The following is a 16,482-nucleotide window of genomic DNA, read 5'->3' as shown; positions in this document are numbered from 1 at the left end:
CGAATCTATGATAGCCACAACGAACAGTGTAGCAGTTGCAAGGTGCCAAAAGCTATATAAAGAAAGTTCCAACCCGGCCATATAATTAGTAATAGCGATGCTCTCACATCGCTATTACTTGCCGTATTATTGCGTATTACTTCTAACGTAATAGATTACATTATTAAGTATTACTCTTCTGTTACATGAACGTTGAGCTTGGACTTTACTTCCACATGCAGCTTCACCGGCACCTGCGTTACGCCGAGGGTGCGGATGGCATCTTCCAGCTCAATTTTGCGCTTGTCGATCTTCACGCCGGCTTGCGCAGCTAAAGCTTCTGCGATTTGCTTGCTTGTAATAGCCCCGAACAACCGGCCGCCTTCGCCAGCTTTCGCTTTAATGACAATCTTCAGCTCTTCCAGCTTTTTGCCAAGCTCAACCGCGTCTGCTTTTTCTTTTGCTTTGCGTTTCTCTTCCGAAGCGTTTTGCACTTCAAGCGTCTTCAGATTGCCGTCGGATGCCAGCTTGGCAAGACCTTGCGGCAACAGGAAGTTGCGTACGTAACCTTCCGACAACTCTTTAACCTCGCCTTTTTTACCTTGGCCCTTAACGTCCTTCAAGAAAATGACTTTCATTCAAATAACCCCTCTTCCGTTTCAATTTGTTCAAGTACAGCTCTAAGCTTGGCTGCCACTTCCGATACGGTGCCTTCCAGTTGAGCCGCTGCGTTCGTTAAATGGCCGCCGCCGCCCATCCGTTCCATAACAACCTGCACGTTCATATGTCCGAGCGAACGGGCGCTTATGCCGATCAGTCCGTCAATCCGCTCTCCTATTACAAAGGAGGCGTAAATATCGGTCATATTCAGCAGCGTATCGGCCGACTGCGCAATAAGAAGCTGAGGAATTTTCCTGCCTGGCTCCGTTACGGCAATCGCCACATGGTCATAGAACACTTCCGCGTGCTTAATAATTTCCGCTTTGCGCACGTACTCTTCAAGATCTTCCTTCAGCATCCGCTGAATCATCATCGAATCGGCGCCATTGCGGCGCAGGAACGATGCCGCATCAAAGGTACGGGCCCCGGTTCTGAGCGAGAAGTTTTTCGTATCGACCGTAATGCCCGCCAGAAGCGCCGTTGCTTCCCGGACATCGAGCAGGATCCGGTCATGAATATATTGCAGCAGCTCCGTAACTAGCTCGCAGGTCGAGGAGGCATAAGGCTCCATATAGACCAGAATCGCATTTGAGATAAATTCCTCGCCGCGGCGGTGATGGTCAACTACTACAATTTTGTTCGTCTGAGACAATATCTTTGGTTCTTTCACCATTGATGCTTTGTGCGTATCAACGACGATGGCAAGCGTCCTGCCGTCCGTCAAGCCAAGCGCCTGATCCGGCGTAATGAACCGCTTGGAGAACTTCTCGTCTTCCCGAAGCATCTCCATCATTTTCTCAATCGCCGGATTAACGCCTTCCAATACAATATAAGCTTCCTTGCCAAATAACAAAGCTGCCTTCAAGATGCCAATCGCTGCGCCAATGGCGTCCATATCCGGCATCTTATGGCCCATAATGACCACGTTGCCGCTTTCTTTGATCAAATCGCGGAGCGCATGCGCAACTACGCGAGCACGGACGCGCGTGCGCTTCTCTACCGCATTGGTCTTGCCGCCATAGAACGACTGGCGTCCCCCAAACTTCACGGATGCCTGGTCACCGCCGCGCCCAAGCGCGATATCAAGGCTCGACTGCGCCCATTGGCCAAGCTCAACGATGCTTTCCGCTCCGGCCGCGAAGCCAATGCTTAGCGTAATCGGAATTTTCTGATCCGCCGTCATTTCGCGCACCTCGTCCAGAATGACGAATCGCGATTGCTCGAGTTGCCGCAGCGTCTTCTGATCGGTAATGAGCAGGAACCTGTCCGAGGTTACCCGCTTCAGATACAGCTGATACCGCTGCGCCCATTCCGTAATCTCGGTCGTAACCTTCGATTGGAGCGAGCTGCGCTGATGGTCGTCCATCCCTTGCGTAACTTCCTCCAAGCTGTCGATCATCACGACGCCCATAGCCAGCTTTTCGTCGTCGTACCGCTTGCTGACCTGCCAGAGCAGCGTAATATCCTGAACGTACAGAATCCGTTCCTTCTGCTTGAAGATCAATTGGTAGACATGTCCGTCAACCGTCGCTTCAACGGTTCCTTCCTTGTCCTTGACCTGCTGCAATGCCGGGAAGAGCTCCGTAAGCGGCATGCCTATAACGGATTCTTCACCGGCGATTTGCGCAATGTAAGGATTATGCCATTCAATTGAGCGGTCTTCATTGTACAAAATAACGCCAAAAGGCAACTCAAGAGTGACGTCATTCCCGACTTTTTTGACCCGGTAGGACAACGTCCCGAGATAAGACTTCAGATCCTTCCGGAAAGCCCGCTCCGCCAGTATTGAATAGACGGCAACGGCGATCGTAAGAACAAGTCCGATTACCCCAAGCACCCACCAAAACCAGGTAAGCACCACGGTCATTAGTACCATTAATGCGATAGACCAGACCTGATGCATCCCATGCCATCGCGTGACAAGAAACTTCGGCATTTCCTATTCGCTCCTATTGCTTATGATGATTTCGAAAACGACTTACGGATCGGAAAAGCAGCATCAAGTACGCCAATCAGGCTAAGCGGCGGGAAGAACAGCAGCGGAATCGCGATAATAACCGGAACCGCTTTGTTCCATCTACGCTGATGCGCAATGTAGAAGAAAAATCCGATCGCCTGAATCGTGAACGCATACCGCATGAGCGGCAACAGGTTCATAAGCGCTACGGAGAAGAAGGAGCTGCTGCTCGTGTCTTGGAACATCTCCAGAATATACACGACCAAATAGAAGAAGACCATGATGCGCGGAAGCATCCAATCCTTCGCCTTTGGCATCGTCGGTATATCCGGGATCGAAGAAACCAGCGCCTTGCGTGCAAAATATTGCGTGATGACCGCGTATACGAAGGAAACCAGGATAACCGCCTGCGGGATCGAATGAATCATAACCCGAATCACGGACTCCGTATAATCGCTGTCCCACTCTTTCGGAAGCACATGCTCCGACTCAAGATCGCTTACTAAGGAACGGACAAACTCGCCAATCTGATCAATAAACGACTGGTTCAGAACGCCTTCGAAAATAAGCAGCTCCGCCAACAGACAAAACAGAATCGTCAGCGTTGTGCGCCTTAATATATACGGCGCCGACGCCCGCTTCCGGTACATTTGCCCCATCACCATGGCGGGGATTAAGAAAAATAACGCGATAATAAGAACCGACGGCCCAAGTATTACGGCCGCTATGATCCATACCGGTACAAGATGCAGCAAAAAAGATCGTGTTGAGAGCGTCGTATACAATATGACATAAGGCACCATCAGCAGCATAACCGTCAGCATGTTAAATACAGGGACCGCTAATGACAAAATTAGAAGCAGGGACGCACCGCTCCATAGGACTGCTTTCATACCGGGCTTACCGTTCAAGCCGTTCACCTCTTGTTACATAATCATTAACCAAACATTCACACTCCATTATATCATAAAAGCAAAATAGATCACGAATATCCTTAATCGTTCCCTAACGCCTTGTCCGACGCCGTTCGTTCTTTGCCCAGCTGCTCCAAGAGCGAGAGCGGCATAAACATTCGGCTGCCAATCGAGAGCAAAGCGGTCTTCCGATCTGCCGCTTCCAGCCTATAGCCCCTCTCGAGCATCAACAGCCCTTCCGAAGGGGCAAGCTCGGCGCCGCTAAGAAGAGGGGGCTCATGACTGCTGCGGTTTGCGGTCATCATATGCTCGGTTTTATTCCAAACCAGCTTATAGCCCTGTTGTTCCAACGACCGGACATCGACATAAGGAATTCCTTGATAATCGACTACCGCATATTGGCGAGCCCCCCATCCTACCTGCCTAGCCCCGCTGACCCGCGCAAATTCGCTGCGGATCGGCTTGCCCATTCGGATATCTTTGTTCAGCTTGCCGTTGTCCATCGCCAATTGGCCTCCGACTAACACATAGCGGATCCCTCCCGACAGCCGCTCCGGATGTTCGACGGATGATCGGTCCTTGATCGTCTTGTAGTCGAAAATAACGATGTCGGCATCCATCCCTTGCGCGAGCCTGCCTTTCTTGCGCAGCGATGGCGCTTGTTTCTCCAGTCTTTGCGCGGGCATTAGGCTCATTTTGGCCAATGCCTCCATTAAAGAGAGCGTGTGCTTCTCTCTTACGTACAATCCAATCGTTCTGGCGTATGTACCGGATGCCCGCGGGTGGTTATTGTTGCCGGGCTCCAGAATCGCATCGCTGCCGATCATCACGAACGGCGCCTTCAAAGCGTCCACCACATCCCGCTCCGGAATCGCGTATGCGACAGCCAGCTTGCCTTCCGCCCGGTAACGGCCGAAAGTTTCCTCCGTTAGCCGACCCTTCGTACCGGCGATCTGAAGATCATGGAACGTAATGCGGAACCTCGACTGCCAGCCGTCGTCGAATCTGGCCGAGTTCAGGAAGGTCCCCCAATAATCGTACGGATAGACGCAAGAGGTCAGATCGATTCCCCTCATGCGGGCCGATTGAAGCATAGCCAGCGACTTCTTCATCGAGAACGTGCCGCCAGTGCTGTTGATATGATCGATATGGACCGCTGCGCCGGATTTCTGGGCATAGCCGATAATTTCCTTAATCGCATCGATGTTTGTTCCAGGCTCCTCCATATCGGAATATCTGGCGTGGAAGTATACCGGTACATTGTAGGCATGCGCCAGCTCCATGAGCGGCAGGATCTCCGCTTCAGTAATGCCTGGCACGTATTCCAGACTGAACGATAGGCCAAGCGCTCCTTCATTTAATGCCTGCTCCGCTTGATGAACGAGTTCGGCCGTCTGCTCCGGCAATGCGCTGTCGTAACGGCTCAGCTGGTAACGGTTGCGAGCTTGCGTATAAAAAAACGATGCCCCGTAGTGGACCGGTGTTCCGATCTCCGCAAAATAGCCGTACCACGACTCCGGGGTCGCCGTTCCCCCATGCATTGCGATATTCGTTGTAACGCCATCGGCGATTTTGTTCCAGACGCCAAGCGGGTTAGGGTCGTAGGAAAGATTATCGATAAAGCCCGGAGCTACAACTAAGCCCTTTGCGTCTATTACTTGCTTGCCCTTCAGCGGCTTTGGCGTAACCATCGCTACTTGCCCTCCGCTAATGCCGATATTCCATCCCGTCTGATCCAGCTTTGTTTCCGGATTTATGACGCGCCCCCCGGCTATTACCGTGTCGTACACCTTCTCCGGAGCTGCCGTAGCCGCTGCTGCTGCGCTAACCGGATAACAGACCGTTACAACGGCCAATATGCAAACAAAAAGACGGTACCGCTTGGGGCCTCCGTCTTTTTGGTGCTCATTCCTATTCATGTAGCCCCTCCTAAAGGTCCGTTTCGTGTATGGATGTATATTCTCCTAGAATATATAACCGTATACGAAACAAGAAAGGGCCTGGTTATTCAGGCAGCCTGCGTCAGGCTTCAAGAGCCAGCGTCGGATTGCCCGGTATAAAGGACTGGCAATAATCTATAATTTCGCTTCTGCGGACAATCCCGATGAAATGGCCGCGGTCGTCCACTACAGGCACGAAATTCTGCACCTTGGCAAGGGCGATCAAATCCTTCATGTCCGAGTCAATCCGAACCGAGCGGTTCGTCATGCGAAGCGGTACATCCTGCAGCTTCACCTTATTGGCATTCTCAAACGAAACGCCCGGAGTGTTCTTCATATACCAGAGCAGATCGCCCTCCGTTACCGTTCCCGCATAACCGCCTTCTTCATTAATAATCGGGACCGCCGAGTAGCGGTGATGCTCCATCTTCTCTAGGGTTTGCCTGAGCGTTGCCTCTTGCGTTACGGTCACGACTTCCTGCTTCGGAAGCAGAAAAAACGCAATATTCATCCGTCATTCAACTCCAATCTTTCCTTTTGAATTTCACTATACAATACGTAAAGACATATAACTTTTCGGACATGAATACAATCTACTCAAAGAGAGTCGATAATAGAAAGGATGAGATCCCCTCATGTCCAGCGCTTCCTTTGAGCCTGATCGTTCTTCAACAGGTATAGACCCCAAAGTGGCAGGACTGCTTGCTTATTTTTTAGGCTTCATCACCGGTATTATATTCTTGGTTGTGGAGAAACAGAGCCGGTTCGTCAAATTCCATGCCCTTCAGTCCATCGCCGTATCCGCCCTATTCATTGTCATCAATCTCGTGCTTGGTTTCATTCCCGTCATCGGCTGGCTTGTTGGCCTGATCCTGACACCGCTTGGCTTTATTCTATGGATTGCCCTGATGCTGCTTGCCCTTCAAGGTAAAAGCTTCAAACTGCCGTATATCGGCGACTGGGCAGAACAGCAATCATATAAATTCTGACGGCTAGGCAGTACCGGGCTTGCGAGCTCCCGTTGCTGCCTGTTTGTGCTGTCTATGTGATGGAACCCTAGGAATTCAGGAACAAGGTGGCATGGCAGTACCGTTTGGCGAGCGAATGGTAGAACGACGTGCGAATCGAGATTGCCGCTATGAACAAAATATGGCGCAATGCCTCGGTTTGCTCTTCGCTGAGCTGCGGCAAGATCTGCAGAAACGGCTCGGAAGCGCTAAGAAGCATTTGCTCCATAATCGCCTCGCTCTCCCGTGCATCCGTATGCGGACGAGCCATATCAAGCAGACGATACCCGCTTGCGGCTAGCTCTTCATACATCGCGGTATAAGAAGCGTAGAGCTCGAGAGGACCAATCAGGTCATCCGTCTCGTCATCCGGCTTGTTGAATAACCGGTCAAACAGTTTGCGGATCGAACCGAAATCCAGACTGGATTTCAAATCATCAATAATAAACAATAGCGCCGTTTGATTAAGCGAATATTTCTTACCAACTTTCGGGCAGTCGAAATAAGCCTTGAAATCTCTTTTTACCCAGTTTTGCATCGATGTAATCGACATATGCGAAAAATCTATCAATCCGCCTAACGCGGATATTTCCTGCAAAGAGAAGCCTTTGACCTCACGCCCCTTGATCAGTTTCACCAGGACAGGCGGAAGCGCCGTCGACAAAAAGGCCGGAAGGGTTGATCCCGACTCATAAGCATCCCGGTGCGACTTTTTCCAAGCCTGCTGGAGAACATGAAGCGGTTCACAGCAATTTCGGCCATGCAGCGCGAGCAGCAAATCCGCCATCTCTTTGCGAGTAAGCGTAAATGCTTCCATGCCGCTTACCTCCTTTTACGGATTGGCTTAATTACAAGCTCATCTGAACTTATCATACGCCCCTGTATAGAGCCTTGTAAAGACGAGGTATTTGCCAATATTGTCATGATAACTCCGAATTTTTCGGTATATCGGGTCCTAGTGCCCCCGTAAAGTAAAATAGCAAGTTTGCATCTGCTAGCTGAACTTCGTTATAGTAGATCATAGGAACTTATAATATTTCATAAAGGATTGTGAAGAACCGAAATGGACAGTAGTATAGGATTTAATTTGTTTATGATTGCTGTATTAATTGTATTAACCGCCTTCTTCGTTGCTACGGAGTTTGCGATCATCCGCCTTCGCGGGAGCCGCGTAGATCAGCTGGTGCTCGAGGGTAAGAAAAACGCGCTTGCCGTACAACGGGTGACAAGCAATTTGGATGCTTATCTCTCCGCTTGTCAGCTCGGTATTACGATTACCGCACTCGGACTTGGTTGGTTAGGTGAACCAACGGTTGAACGAATCATTCATCCGTTATTCGAGAAATTAGGCGTAAACAGCGATTTGAATCATATTATTTCCTTTGTTATAGCATTCGTTGCCGTTACATTCCTACATGTCGTTATGGGTGAGTTAGCACCTAAAACGTGGGCAATTCAAAAAGCCGAATTCATCAGCTTTGCCGTAGCTAAACCGATTATCTACTTCCACAAGATCATGTACCCGTTTATCTGGGTTCTTAACGGTTCCGCAACCGGCCTGATCCGCATGTTCGGACTGAAAGCCGTGAAAGAGCATGAAGAAGCGCATAGTGAAGAGGAAATTCAGATTATCCTGAACGACAGCTTCCAAAGCGGTAAAATCAACAACACCGAATTTGGTTACGTAAGCCGGATCTTCGCCTTTGACGAAATGTTGGCCAAAGAAATCATGGTTCCGCGTACCGACATGATTTGCTTATATACGAATAATTCAATGATGGAAAATATGGATATCATCCGTAAAGAGCAATACACCCGCTTCCCCGTTGCGACCGGCAGCAAAGATAACATCGTCGGCATGATCAACACGAAGCAGCTGTTCCTGGAATTCCAGGAGAACAAAGAATTTAACTTCCAGAATCTAGTTCATCCGGTTCTTGCCGTATCCGAGGTTCTGCCGGTCAAGACGCTCCTGAAGCGTATGCAGCAGGAACGTGTTCATATCGCCATTCTAATGGATGAATACGGCGGCACTTCCGGTATGATTACGATTGAGGATATTCTGGAAGAAATCGTCGGCGAGATCCGCGATGAATTTGATACCGATGAACGGAAAGAAGTCGAGAAGCTTGCCGATAACTGCTACCTGCTAGACGGCAAAGTCTCCATCGACCATGTAGCGGAATTGACCGGTGTTGATATCGACCAAGAAGACGTCGATACAATCGGCGGCTGGTTGTTCACGGTGTTTACCGAACCGAAGCCGGGCAAAGAGATGCAATACGAGAATCTCCGCTTTATCATTCGCGAGGTTGCCAAACACCGGATTAAGAAAGTCGAGCTTATTATTGAAGAAGAAGCCGATGATAGCAATCATGAAGCCGAAGTTGAAACGGCTTAACTTTATAAACGAGAAAAGGCAGCCGCTTAAGGCTGCCTTTTCTATTTATGCCCGCTGGCGCTCCTTCAATGTCATCTTGAGAAGCGGCGGTGTAATAAGCGTGGTTAGGATAACGACAAGCACAATTGACGTAAAGTATTTCTGTAACAGCAGGCCCGACTCCAGACCCGAGGCCGCAATGATGAGGGCGACTTCGCCCCGGGATACCATTCCTGCCCCAATCGCCAGCGAAGAGCGGTTATCAAAGCCCGTCAGCCTCGCTCCTACACCGCCACCGATTAATTTAGTTATGCAAGCGACTATCGTTAACAGAATAATAAACCATAACTGCTCCCCTACGCCGTCAAACGTAATATGCAGCCCGATGCTGACAAAAAACACCGGTACAAACAACGTAAAGGCAATCGGTTCGATTTTGGATTCCACCTGATGTTTAAACTTCGTTTGGGATATGGCAATCCCTGCGGCAAACGCCCCGATAATACCCGCAATCCCCATCTCTTCGGCAAAATAGGAGAAAGCAAAACATACGATCAGCCCTGCGCTCATGACGGCTTCCGTCACTTTAAGCGGCTCAAACCACTTCAGAAACCGCGGTACAAGCAGCCATCCCGCAACTAACACTACCGCAAAAAAGATCAACTTCTTGCCGATCACAAGTCCAATGGATACATCCGATACAGGCAATAACACGCTCATCATCACCGCGAGCAGAATCACGACAACGACATCGTCAACAACGGCTGCGCCAAGAATCGTGGTCCCTTCCCGCGTTTGAAGCTTGTTCATTTCCTTCAGCGTCTGAACAGAAATACTGACGGAGGTTGCGCACATTAAGAGACCAAGGAACATCGATTGTCCGCTCGTTAACCCAAAGGCTTTCCCCATCCCATACCCGCCAACAAAGGGAAGAAGAATTCCTCCAAGCGCTACCGCAAACGAAGCTTTCCAATTGCTCTTGAGCTGATCAAGATCGGTCTCTAGTCCAGCTATGAACATCAACAGCAGTACGCCAATCTCAGAGAAATGCCCGATAAAATCATCCGGATGAATCCACCCGAGCAATGCGGGGCCAATAATAATGCCGGCAAGCAGCTTGCCAAGCACGGCTGGCTGCCCAAGCTTGACCGATAACGCGCCTGCCAATTTGGTTGCAATCAATATAATCGCAAGGTAGAGAATGAACTCCATGTCGAACGTTCCTCCTTCTTTTAAGCATGACAAAAGGAGCCTGCAACTATGCAGGCTCCCCAAAAATAGACAGAAAGAGCCCGCTGTGGCAGGCTCCTCCAGGTCATGCGTATTTTCATATTCATACGGGCGAACCGAGAATCGGTTTCGTTTTCCGCAAGAAATATTATTTCAAGAACGAGAACAGACCGTTAACGTGAGTCAGGTAACGAACGTTACTTGCTTCTTTCATCAGTGTAGCCGCAGTACCTTTCAGTTTCAGCTGGCTAGCACCAATTGTGCCAATTGCGTCTTTGCGGCCAAGGCTCGCAAGTACGCCGGAGTTAACGAATTGGAACGATTTCATCGGCAGACCTTTCGCTTGCGCGAACAGGTTGTAACCGATGTACTCGCCCATTTGCCATGCGATTTGCGCGCTTGGCGGGTAAGGACGGCCTTCTGGACCCATAACGAACGCGTTGTCGCCAGCCAGGAAGATATCCGAGTGGGATGTCGATTGCAGGAATTCCGTTACCGATGCACGGCCGCGGTTCACTTCGATTCCACAATTAGCTACTACAGGGTTGCCTGTTACGCCGCCTGTCCAAACGAATGTATTCGTTTCGATCGAGCTGCCGTCTTTCAGCATAACCGTGTTGCCTTGAACTTCCGTTACCGCTACACCCATGATCAGGTTAACGCCACGGTTAGTCAGGCTGGATTTCGCGCGCTCAAGCAGGTCAGCAGGGAAGCCCATCAGAATTGTTGGACCAGCTTCGATGTTGTACAAGGAGATTTCGCTCTTGTCAACGCCGTATTGCTCGCACCATTTAGGAAGCATGTCAACGATCTCGCCGATCAGCTCGATGCCTGTCAGGCCGCCGCCGCCAACAACGATTGTTGCGTCTGCTTTGTTTTTCGTTTGCGCGTAAGCTGCAATGCGGTTTTGGATATGCGCGCTAACCGCTTTCGCTTCTTCAACGGATTTCAGCGTCAGGGAGTTTTCTTCCAGACCTGGAATACCAAAGAATGCTGTTTCGCCGCCGAGAGCAATGACCAGTTGATCATATCTTACAGTGCCGTTGCCAGCCAGCTTCACTTGTTTTTTCTCTGGATCAATGTTGTCAACGGTATCGATAACCAGGTTGATTGATTTGCCCTTGAGCAGTTTGTCCAAAGGAAGTGCCACGTTACCTTCATTCACGCCGCTTACAGCCAGACGGTGAAGCTCAGTGATGATTTGGTGGTAAGGAGTTTTGTTGATCAGTGTGATTTCAGCTTCTTCAGCCGAAATATATTTGCGAGCTGTCAGTGCGCTAAGAAGACCGCCATAACCGCCGCCAAGGATTAGAATTTGCTTAGCCATGTTTACCCTCCGCTCTTGTATGATTAACCGTTTTTACGCTCAGCCAATACGTTCAGGAACGATTGTGCGAAACGAAGCGTTGCTTGTACTTGCGGATCCTTCAGCATTTTCAGAATGCCAAAGAGACCAATTGTAGAGTTGTCGGCTTGTGCTGCGCGGTCGCCAGCTTCAACAGCTGCGTTAGCGATGCCTTTAGTCGTGTCTACGATTGGTTTAACGAATTCGCCAAAGCCGTGAACCATATCGTTCACAAGAACTTTGTCGTTAGCTACAGTTGTAGCTACATCATAAGCTTTAGTGAGCAAAGTCACCAGTTCTGCAAGCTTAGGCAGGTGTTCCACCAGTTGAGTCAGCGATTGCTGAATCTCTGGTTTCAGCAGTTGCTCGAGCACGTCCAGTTCACGTACAGAGCCGGATTCTTCAGGTAATTTCGTTACGGTTTCAGACATACGAATGCATCCCTCTTTCCATCTGTAATCGATCAGTTGATTTACTTGCATAAGCCGTCATTCCACATCTGTCATTTAAAGTGAAATTATTCACAATGAAGCACTACCATCATCGCCGACTTATATGCACGAACTACATCTTATTGTATTCCTCTTCCGCCAAATGATCAATTCCTATTTTTTGAATTGGGTACAGAAAAACGAAAAAAAAGCCCATCGGGACGTTAGTCCCAACAGGCTTTTCTTCACATACTACTCAGTAGTGTACGGCAGCAATGCTACAGTACGAGCACGCTTGATAGCAACCGTCAGCAGACGTTGGTATTTAGCGCTAGTTCCAGTCACACGACGTGGCAAGATTTTGCCGCGCTCGCTGATGAACTTTTTGAGCAGATCCGTATCTTTATAGTCAATGTGAGCAATTTTGTTCACAGTGAAGAAACATACTTTACGGCGTTTGTTGCGTCCGCCTTTGCGGCCGCCGAATTTGCGCTCTGGACGCTCTCCGTCTCCGCCTTCTCTTTGCTTGAAGCTCATTCGAACCCATCCTTTCAATTAAAATGGCAAGTCATCTTCCGATATATCGATTGGTCGACCGTCATCCGAGAACGGATCACGGCTGTTGTTGTTGCGTGGAGTACTAGGCTTGCTTCCGCCGCCGTTACCGCCGCCATATGGAGCGTTACCGCCGCCGCCAAAAGATCCTCCGCCGCTGTTGTTGCTTCCAGCATAACTGCCACTCTCTTGCGGAGCTCCGCCTTCACGGTTAGATTCCAAGAAGCGAACGTTATCGGCAATAACTTCCGTCACATAGACGCGTTTGCCTTCGTTGTTCTCGTAGTTACGCACTTGAATGCGTCCTTCTACCGCTGTTAAGCGACCTTTACGCAAGTAATTGGCGCATGTCTCAGCCAGCTGCCGCCAAGTTACGACCGGAATAAAATCCGCTTCGCGCTCGCCCTGACCGCTCGTAAACGGCCGGTCTACTGCTATCGTAAATTGCGTAACCGCTACACCCGCAGGTGTATAACGCAATTCGGGATCTCTTGTTAATCTGCCAATCAGTATTACACGATTCAACATCGCCTCTGGACCTCCCAATCGAACATCTAGCGTGGATTAAGCAACGTCTCTGACGATCAAGAAACGGATAACTTCATCCGTAATTTTCATGATGCGGTCAAGCTCATTAACAACTTCGTTGTTCGCGTTGAAATGAACCAGAACGTAGTAACCATCACGAATCTTATTGATCTCATACGCAAGACGGCGTTTACCGATCACATCTTGCTTCGTGACTTCCCCGCCATTGTTAATGATGCCACTGAATTTGTCGACGATGGCTTGAACGTTTTCTTGCTCAACGTCCGGACGAATGATGTACATCACTTCATATTTGCGCATTGTGTTTCACCTCCTTTTGGACTAAGCGGCCCTCGAAAGGGCAAGGAGCGAGATTATTACTCGCATCTACACAGTATAGCAAAACGCCTACACATTGACAAGTCATCAGGCGCTCCCGATTTCTGCCTTTCATGTCCCCGCCTTCTTCAGTCCATACTATAAATCGGACAAGGAGGTGAACAAGTATGGGTGAATGGACATTGTTTTCCCCTGGCGATCACGCGCCAAACGACGGCACCTATATTGAGACAGGCGTTAATTCCTACCACATGGGCGTTAACAATCCGAAGAAGGTTGAACTTAAGCGCGGCCAGAGATTCCCGGATACCTCTAATCATGAACGCAAGTGGAAACGGATGGCTCATTAATTTTTTCAACTATCCCGAATAACATCAAGGCATCCCGGACATTATAAGTATCGACGGTGAAGAGAGGTGTGGTTCCATTGGACCTGAATAGGGGCAAGGACTACTAAAAGAATTTATCTACTACTCATCACTTAAGAAGCGAGGCGTTGTGCTAAATACACGTTGCTGTAACACACGAGCAAACCACGATCGGATAAGCGATACCTGATGGAATTGTGTACCGATCTGTGATTATTGCACCTGGTTTTCTGCCCGTATGGATGTGGGAATTCGAAACTTACAACACCGTCGAAAAAGGGACTCGCGAGAGTCCCTTTTTTTATGTCTTCCTTTTCATTTTATACTACTCGTCTTAACGATCCCGACCAGCCAGCCATCTCCCTACGTATACGCCGCTAGCCGCAGCTTGCGATAAGGAATGGGTAGTCCCGGAGCAATCGCCAATTATATATAACCCCTTCACCCTTGTTTCGAAAGTTTCGCTTGTTTCGATCGCCGGCGAATACAATTTGCCGTCTATGGCATATAGAATCGTATCTTCGTCGATTGGCTCGCCCAGCAGCGTCTCCAGCGCCTTTAGAAAAGCCAGGGTAACCTCGATATAACGTTCCGGCACCTCATCCCTTAGATCCGTAAATTCAGCTTCTAAAGTCGGTATGACGCTTCTGGTGCCTTTGTCCGATGAGCTGTCACTCCGATCGCGAAGATCTCCCAGCCTTTGTGCCGCGATGCGTTGGCGGTTTTGGTTAATCCGCCTTACGATACCTCGCAAGTACGCGTCTGCCTCCGCCAAAGTCGGGAAACGGCTAGGCACAAATAACGTGAAATTCAGATTCGGACTGCCATCCTCCTTCTCCCGGTAGTTTTGCCCGTCAGGCATAGCAAGTCCCTCCTGGAGCTTTAAGACAACCCTTCCTTTCGGATTCATGCAATACGTTGTTGCCGTATAGTCATCTCCTGCAAAGCTAAGTTTCGTCTCGAAAGAATGCTTCAGGATTGAATCCAGCTGATTGCCTTTCATCTCCACCCGAAGCCCCAAATCAACCCTCGCTTCCCCTACTCCAATCTGAAGCGATTGGCACTGTCTAGCCAGCCATTCATTCCCGCTTCGGCCGGTGGCAATTATGATTTCTCCGGTCTCCACTATGGTCCCATCCGGTAATTCTATTGCAAAACGGCCATCCGAATTTCTCGTGATCTGTACGGGTTCTGCCTCAAACTTCATCGTAATCCGGGCCTCTAAATAATCATACATGCGCTGCAACACTTGCTTGGACAATTTGGTTCCCAAATGTCTGGTTCTTGTCGTCAGCACCCCAAAGCCCGCTTCGCGCGCCCGGGAAGTTAACTCCGGGTCGAAGGTATGGTACAATTCGGCTTCGCTGCCTCCGTACCGGCATAATAGATCATCAACATCCTCCATCAGCTTAAGCGCGGCATCATAGCCAGTCTTATGCTCGAGCTCTCCCCCAAAATCGTTCGTGAAATTATACTTGCCTTCGGACAGCCCGAGTCCCCCAAACCCTATGTAGCTGTCTTGCCGATCATTCAGCTTTGTTCCTTTATCAAGCATGAGTATATTACGTCCGCTGGTAGCTAATTCGTGCGCGGCAAAAATCCCGCTAACTCCGGCCCCTATAATTGTTATATCAAACACGTCCACTCACCCGTTTCTTTTATCATTCGTATGATTATGAAACAAAAAAGCTCCTACGATAAATCGTAGGAGCTTCGTTCTTATGTAACCGCCTTAGCGTTATAGACTATAAATGGCGGAGAAGGTGGGATTCGAACCCACGCACGCTTTGACACGCCTAGCTGATTTCGAGTCAGCCCCCTTGGGCCTCTTGGGTACCTCTCCGTTTGTATCAAGCAAAAACTATATTATCACAGGCCTTGTCCTAATGCAACAGTTTTTTAAAAAAACATTAAGACTGCTCGCTCTGCTCCGTTTCCGCAGCGGAGCGCAGCACTTTTTTCATGTTTTTTTCGAACTTTGCTCTAGGAATGAGAACGCTATGCTTACAGCCTACGCATTTGATCCGAATATCCATCCCCATGCGGATAATCTCCATCTCGTTGGATCCGCAAGGATGCTGTTTTTTCATCTGAACGATATCGCCAAGCTCAAACTGTTTACGCTCCATTCGTTTCGCCGCCCCTTTCATTGCGATGATACGTTACCATTCTCGGATACGGGATATCAATCCCATGACCGTCCATTATCTTTTTGATATAAGCATTTAGCTCTCTCGCCACTATGCCGTTCGTATTCGGCAGACATTCTGCCGTTACGCGCACTTTCACTTCCGTCGATAGCATAGTCTGAATACCAAGCACTTCCGGCCGCTTAACGAGGTTATCGTTCTCGAACCGCTCCAGCTCTCGACGGATAATCGCAATCGTCTTTTCCGCATCTTCTTCATAACCGATCGATACATCGATAAACGCAATTGAATTGTGCAAAGAGAAGTTCGTAACCTCATTAATCATGCCGTTCGGTATAATATGTACTTCTCCCGTCCAGCTGTGAATACGCGTGGCTCGAAGCCCGATCATCTCAACCGTTCCTTTGAACGTTCCGGTCTGTATGACATCCCCAACGGCGAACTGATCCTCAAATATAATGAAGAACCCTGTAATAATATCTTTCACCAGACTTTGAGCGCCAAAACCGATCGCCAGACCAATAACCCCGGCGCCAGCCAAGAGCGGTGCAAGCTGTACGCCAAATTCATCGAGTACAAGCATGCCGATAATGAAATAGCCGTAATACGAGATTATATTTTTGATCAAATTGCCGACCGTAGTAATTCTTCTTGTTTGAATCATAAGCCGGCTTTCCGTCCGGTTCAAGACGACACGGT

General features: G+C 49.3%; 18 protein-coding genes and 1 tRNA gene. 3 read left to right on the top strand and 16 right to left on the bottom strand.

Annotation, left to right across the window (positions count from 1 at the left end; translation table 11 throughout):
* Positions 1–170: 170 nt before the first annotated feature.
* From rplI to QQK89_RS20150, 5 genes are all read right to left on the bottom strand, one after another.
* Entirely contained in the window at positions 171–617 is a 447-nt protein-coding gene (gene rplI, locus QQK89_RS20170) for a 50S ribosomal protein L9 (RefSeq protein WP_284240470.1), read from the bottom strand.
* On the bottom strand, positions 614–2,575 hold the full coding sequence (locus QQK89_RS20165; protein ID WP_284240469.1) for a DHH family phosphoesterase: 1,962 nt from the start codon (positions 2,573–2,575) through the stop codon (positions 614–616). The genes rplI and QQK89_RS20165 overlap by 4 nt, the downstream gene beginning before the upstream one ends.
* Before the next feature lie 20 nt (positions 2,576–2,595).
* A complete protein-coding gene (locus QQK89_RS20160) occupies positions 2,596–3,516 on the bottom strand; it encodes a DUF2232 domain-containing protein (RefSeq protein WP_284240468.1) in 921 nt (306 codons plus the stop codon).
* Positions 3,517–3,590: 74 nt separating this feature from the next.
* Complete coding sequence (locus tag QQK89_RS20155) at positions 3,591–5,429, bottom strand: amidohydrolase family protein (protein ID WP_284240467.1); 1,839 nt, start codon at positions 5,427–5,429, stop codon at positions 3,591–3,593.
* 103 nt (positions 5,430–5,532) lie between these two features.
* The gene (locus tag QQK89_RS20150) at positions 5,533–5,961 is read right to left on the bottom strand and encodes a CBS domain-containing protein (protein WP_284240466.1); all 429 of its coding nucleotides are present in this window, start codon (positions 5,959–5,961) and stop codon (positions 5,533–5,535) included.
* Between the two features lie 124 nt (positions 5,962–6,085).
* Between QQK89_RS20150 and QQK89_RS20145 the strand changes: the two genes are divergently transcribed.
* A complete protein-coding gene (locus QQK89_RS20145) occupies positions 6,086–6,439 on the top strand; it encodes a DUF4870 domain-containing protein (protein ID WP_284240465.1) in 354 nt (117 codons plus the stop codon).
* A 67-nt stretch (positions 6,440–6,506) separates the two neighbouring features.
* Here QQK89_RS20145 and QQK89_RS20140 read toward each other — a convergent pair whose 3' ends face one another.
* The gene (locus tag QQK89_RS20140) at positions 6,507–7,274 is read right to left on the bottom strand and encodes a DUF1836 domain-containing protein (protein ID WP_284240464.1); all 768 of its coding nucleotides are present in this window, start codon (positions 7,272–7,274) and stop codon (positions 6,507–6,509) included.
* 276 nt (positions 7,275–7,550) lie between these two features.
* Here QQK89_RS20140 and QQK89_RS20135 point away from each other — a divergent pair, with 276 nt between their 5' ends.
* Positions 7,551–8,858, top strand: coding sequence for a hemolysin family protein (locus QQK89_RS20135; protein WP_284240463.1), 1,308 nt, complete (start codon positions 7,551–7,553; stop codon positions 8,856–8,858).
* A 45-nt stretch (positions 8,859–8,903) separates the two neighbouring features.
* Here QQK89_RS20135 and QQK89_RS20130 read toward each other — a convergent pair whose 3' ends face one another.
* The 6 genes from QQK89_RS20130 to rpsF all read right to left on the bottom strand — a co-directional run bounded on the left by QQK89_RS20130 (position 8,904) and on the right by rpsF (position 13,247).
* Positions 8,904–10,049: a cation:proton antiporter gene (locus QQK89_RS20130; RefSeq protein WP_284240462.1), complete on the bottom strand. Its 1,146-nt coding sequence runs from the start codon at positions 10,047–10,049 to the stop codon at positions 8,904–8,906.
* Positions 10,050–10,215: 166 nt separating this feature from the next.
* The gene (locus tag QQK89_RS20125; protein WP_284240461.1) at positions 10,216–11,394 is read right to left on the bottom strand and encodes an NAD(P)/FAD-dependent oxidoreductase; all 1,179 of its coding nucleotides are present in this window, start codon (positions 11,392–11,394) and stop codon (positions 10,216–10,218) included.
* Between the two features lie 23 nt (positions 11,395–11,417).
* The gene (locus QQK89_RS20120; protein ID WP_284240460.1) at positions 11,418–11,843 is read right to left on the bottom strand and encodes a DUF1641 domain-containing protein; all 426 of its coding nucleotides are present in this window, start codon (positions 11,841–11,843) and stop codon (positions 11,418–11,420) included.
* 252 nt (positions 11,844–12,095) lie between these two features.
* Entirely contained in the window at positions 12,096–12,380 is a 285-nt protein-coding gene (rpsR, locus tag QQK89_RS20115) for a 30S ribosomal protein S18 (RefSeq protein ID WP_167281237.1), read from the bottom strand.
* An 18-nt stretch (positions 12,381–12,398) separates the two neighbouring features.
* Positions 12,399–12,926: a single-stranded DNA-binding protein gene (gene ssb / locus QQK89_RS20110; protein ID WP_284240459.1), complete on the bottom strand. Its 528-nt coding sequence runs from the start codon at positions 12,924–12,926 to the stop codon at positions 12,399–12,401.
* A 36-nt stretch (positions 12,927–12,962) separates the two neighbouring features.
* Positions 12,963–13,247, bottom strand: coding sequence for a 30S ribosomal protein S6 (gene rpsF / locus QQK89_RS20105; protein WP_091189332.1), 285 nt, complete (start codon positions 13,245–13,247; stop codon positions 12,963–12,965).
* Between the two features lie 185 nt (positions 13,248–13,432).
* On the opposite strand from rpsF, the gene QQK89_RS20100 reads away from it, so the two are divergent.
* Positions 13,433–13,615, top strand: coding sequence for a YjzC family protein (locus QQK89_RS20100; RefSeq protein ID WP_015847813.1), 183 nt, complete (start codon positions 13,433–13,435; stop codon positions 13,613–13,615).
* Positions 13,616–13,967: 352 nt separating this feature from the next.
* Here the strand turns inward: QQK89_RS20100 and QQK89_RS20095 are convergent, their stop codons facing one another.
* The 4 genes from QQK89_RS20095 to QQK89_RS20080 form a co-directional block, all read right to left on the bottom strand.
* The gene (locus QQK89_RS20095) at positions 13,968–15,272 is read right to left on the bottom strand and encodes an NAD(P)/FAD-dependent oxidoreductase (protein ID WP_284240458.1); all 1,305 of its coding nucleotides are present in this window, start codon (positions 15,270–15,272) and stop codon (positions 13,968–13,970) included.
* Between the two features lie 113 nt (positions 15,273–15,385).
* Positions 15,386–15,476: transfer RNA gene (locus QQK89_RS20090), tRNA-Ser, on the bottom strand.
* A gap of 67 nt (positions 15,477–15,543) precedes the next feature.
* A complete protein-coding gene (locus QQK89_RS20085; RefSeq protein ID WP_284240457.1) occupies positions 15,544–15,762 on the bottom strand; it encodes a DUF951 domain-containing protein in 219 nt (72 codons plus the stop codon).
* The coding region (locus QQK89_RS20080; RefSeq protein WP_284240456.1) for a mechanosensitive ion channel family protein at positions 15,752–16,482 on the bottom strand (731 nt) is incomplete at its 5' end. The genes QQK89_RS20080 and QQK89_RS20085, both read right to left, overlap by 11 nt.

Origin of the sequence: Paenibacillus glycanilyticus (genome assembly GCF_030161375.1) — a bacterium.
In the GTDB taxonomy this organism is placed as follows: Bacteria; Bacillota; Bacilli; order Paenibacillales; family Paenibacillaceae; genus Pristimantibacillus; species Pristimantibacillus glycanilyticus_B.
This window is presented reverse-complemented; position numbering and strand designations above follow the sequence as displayed.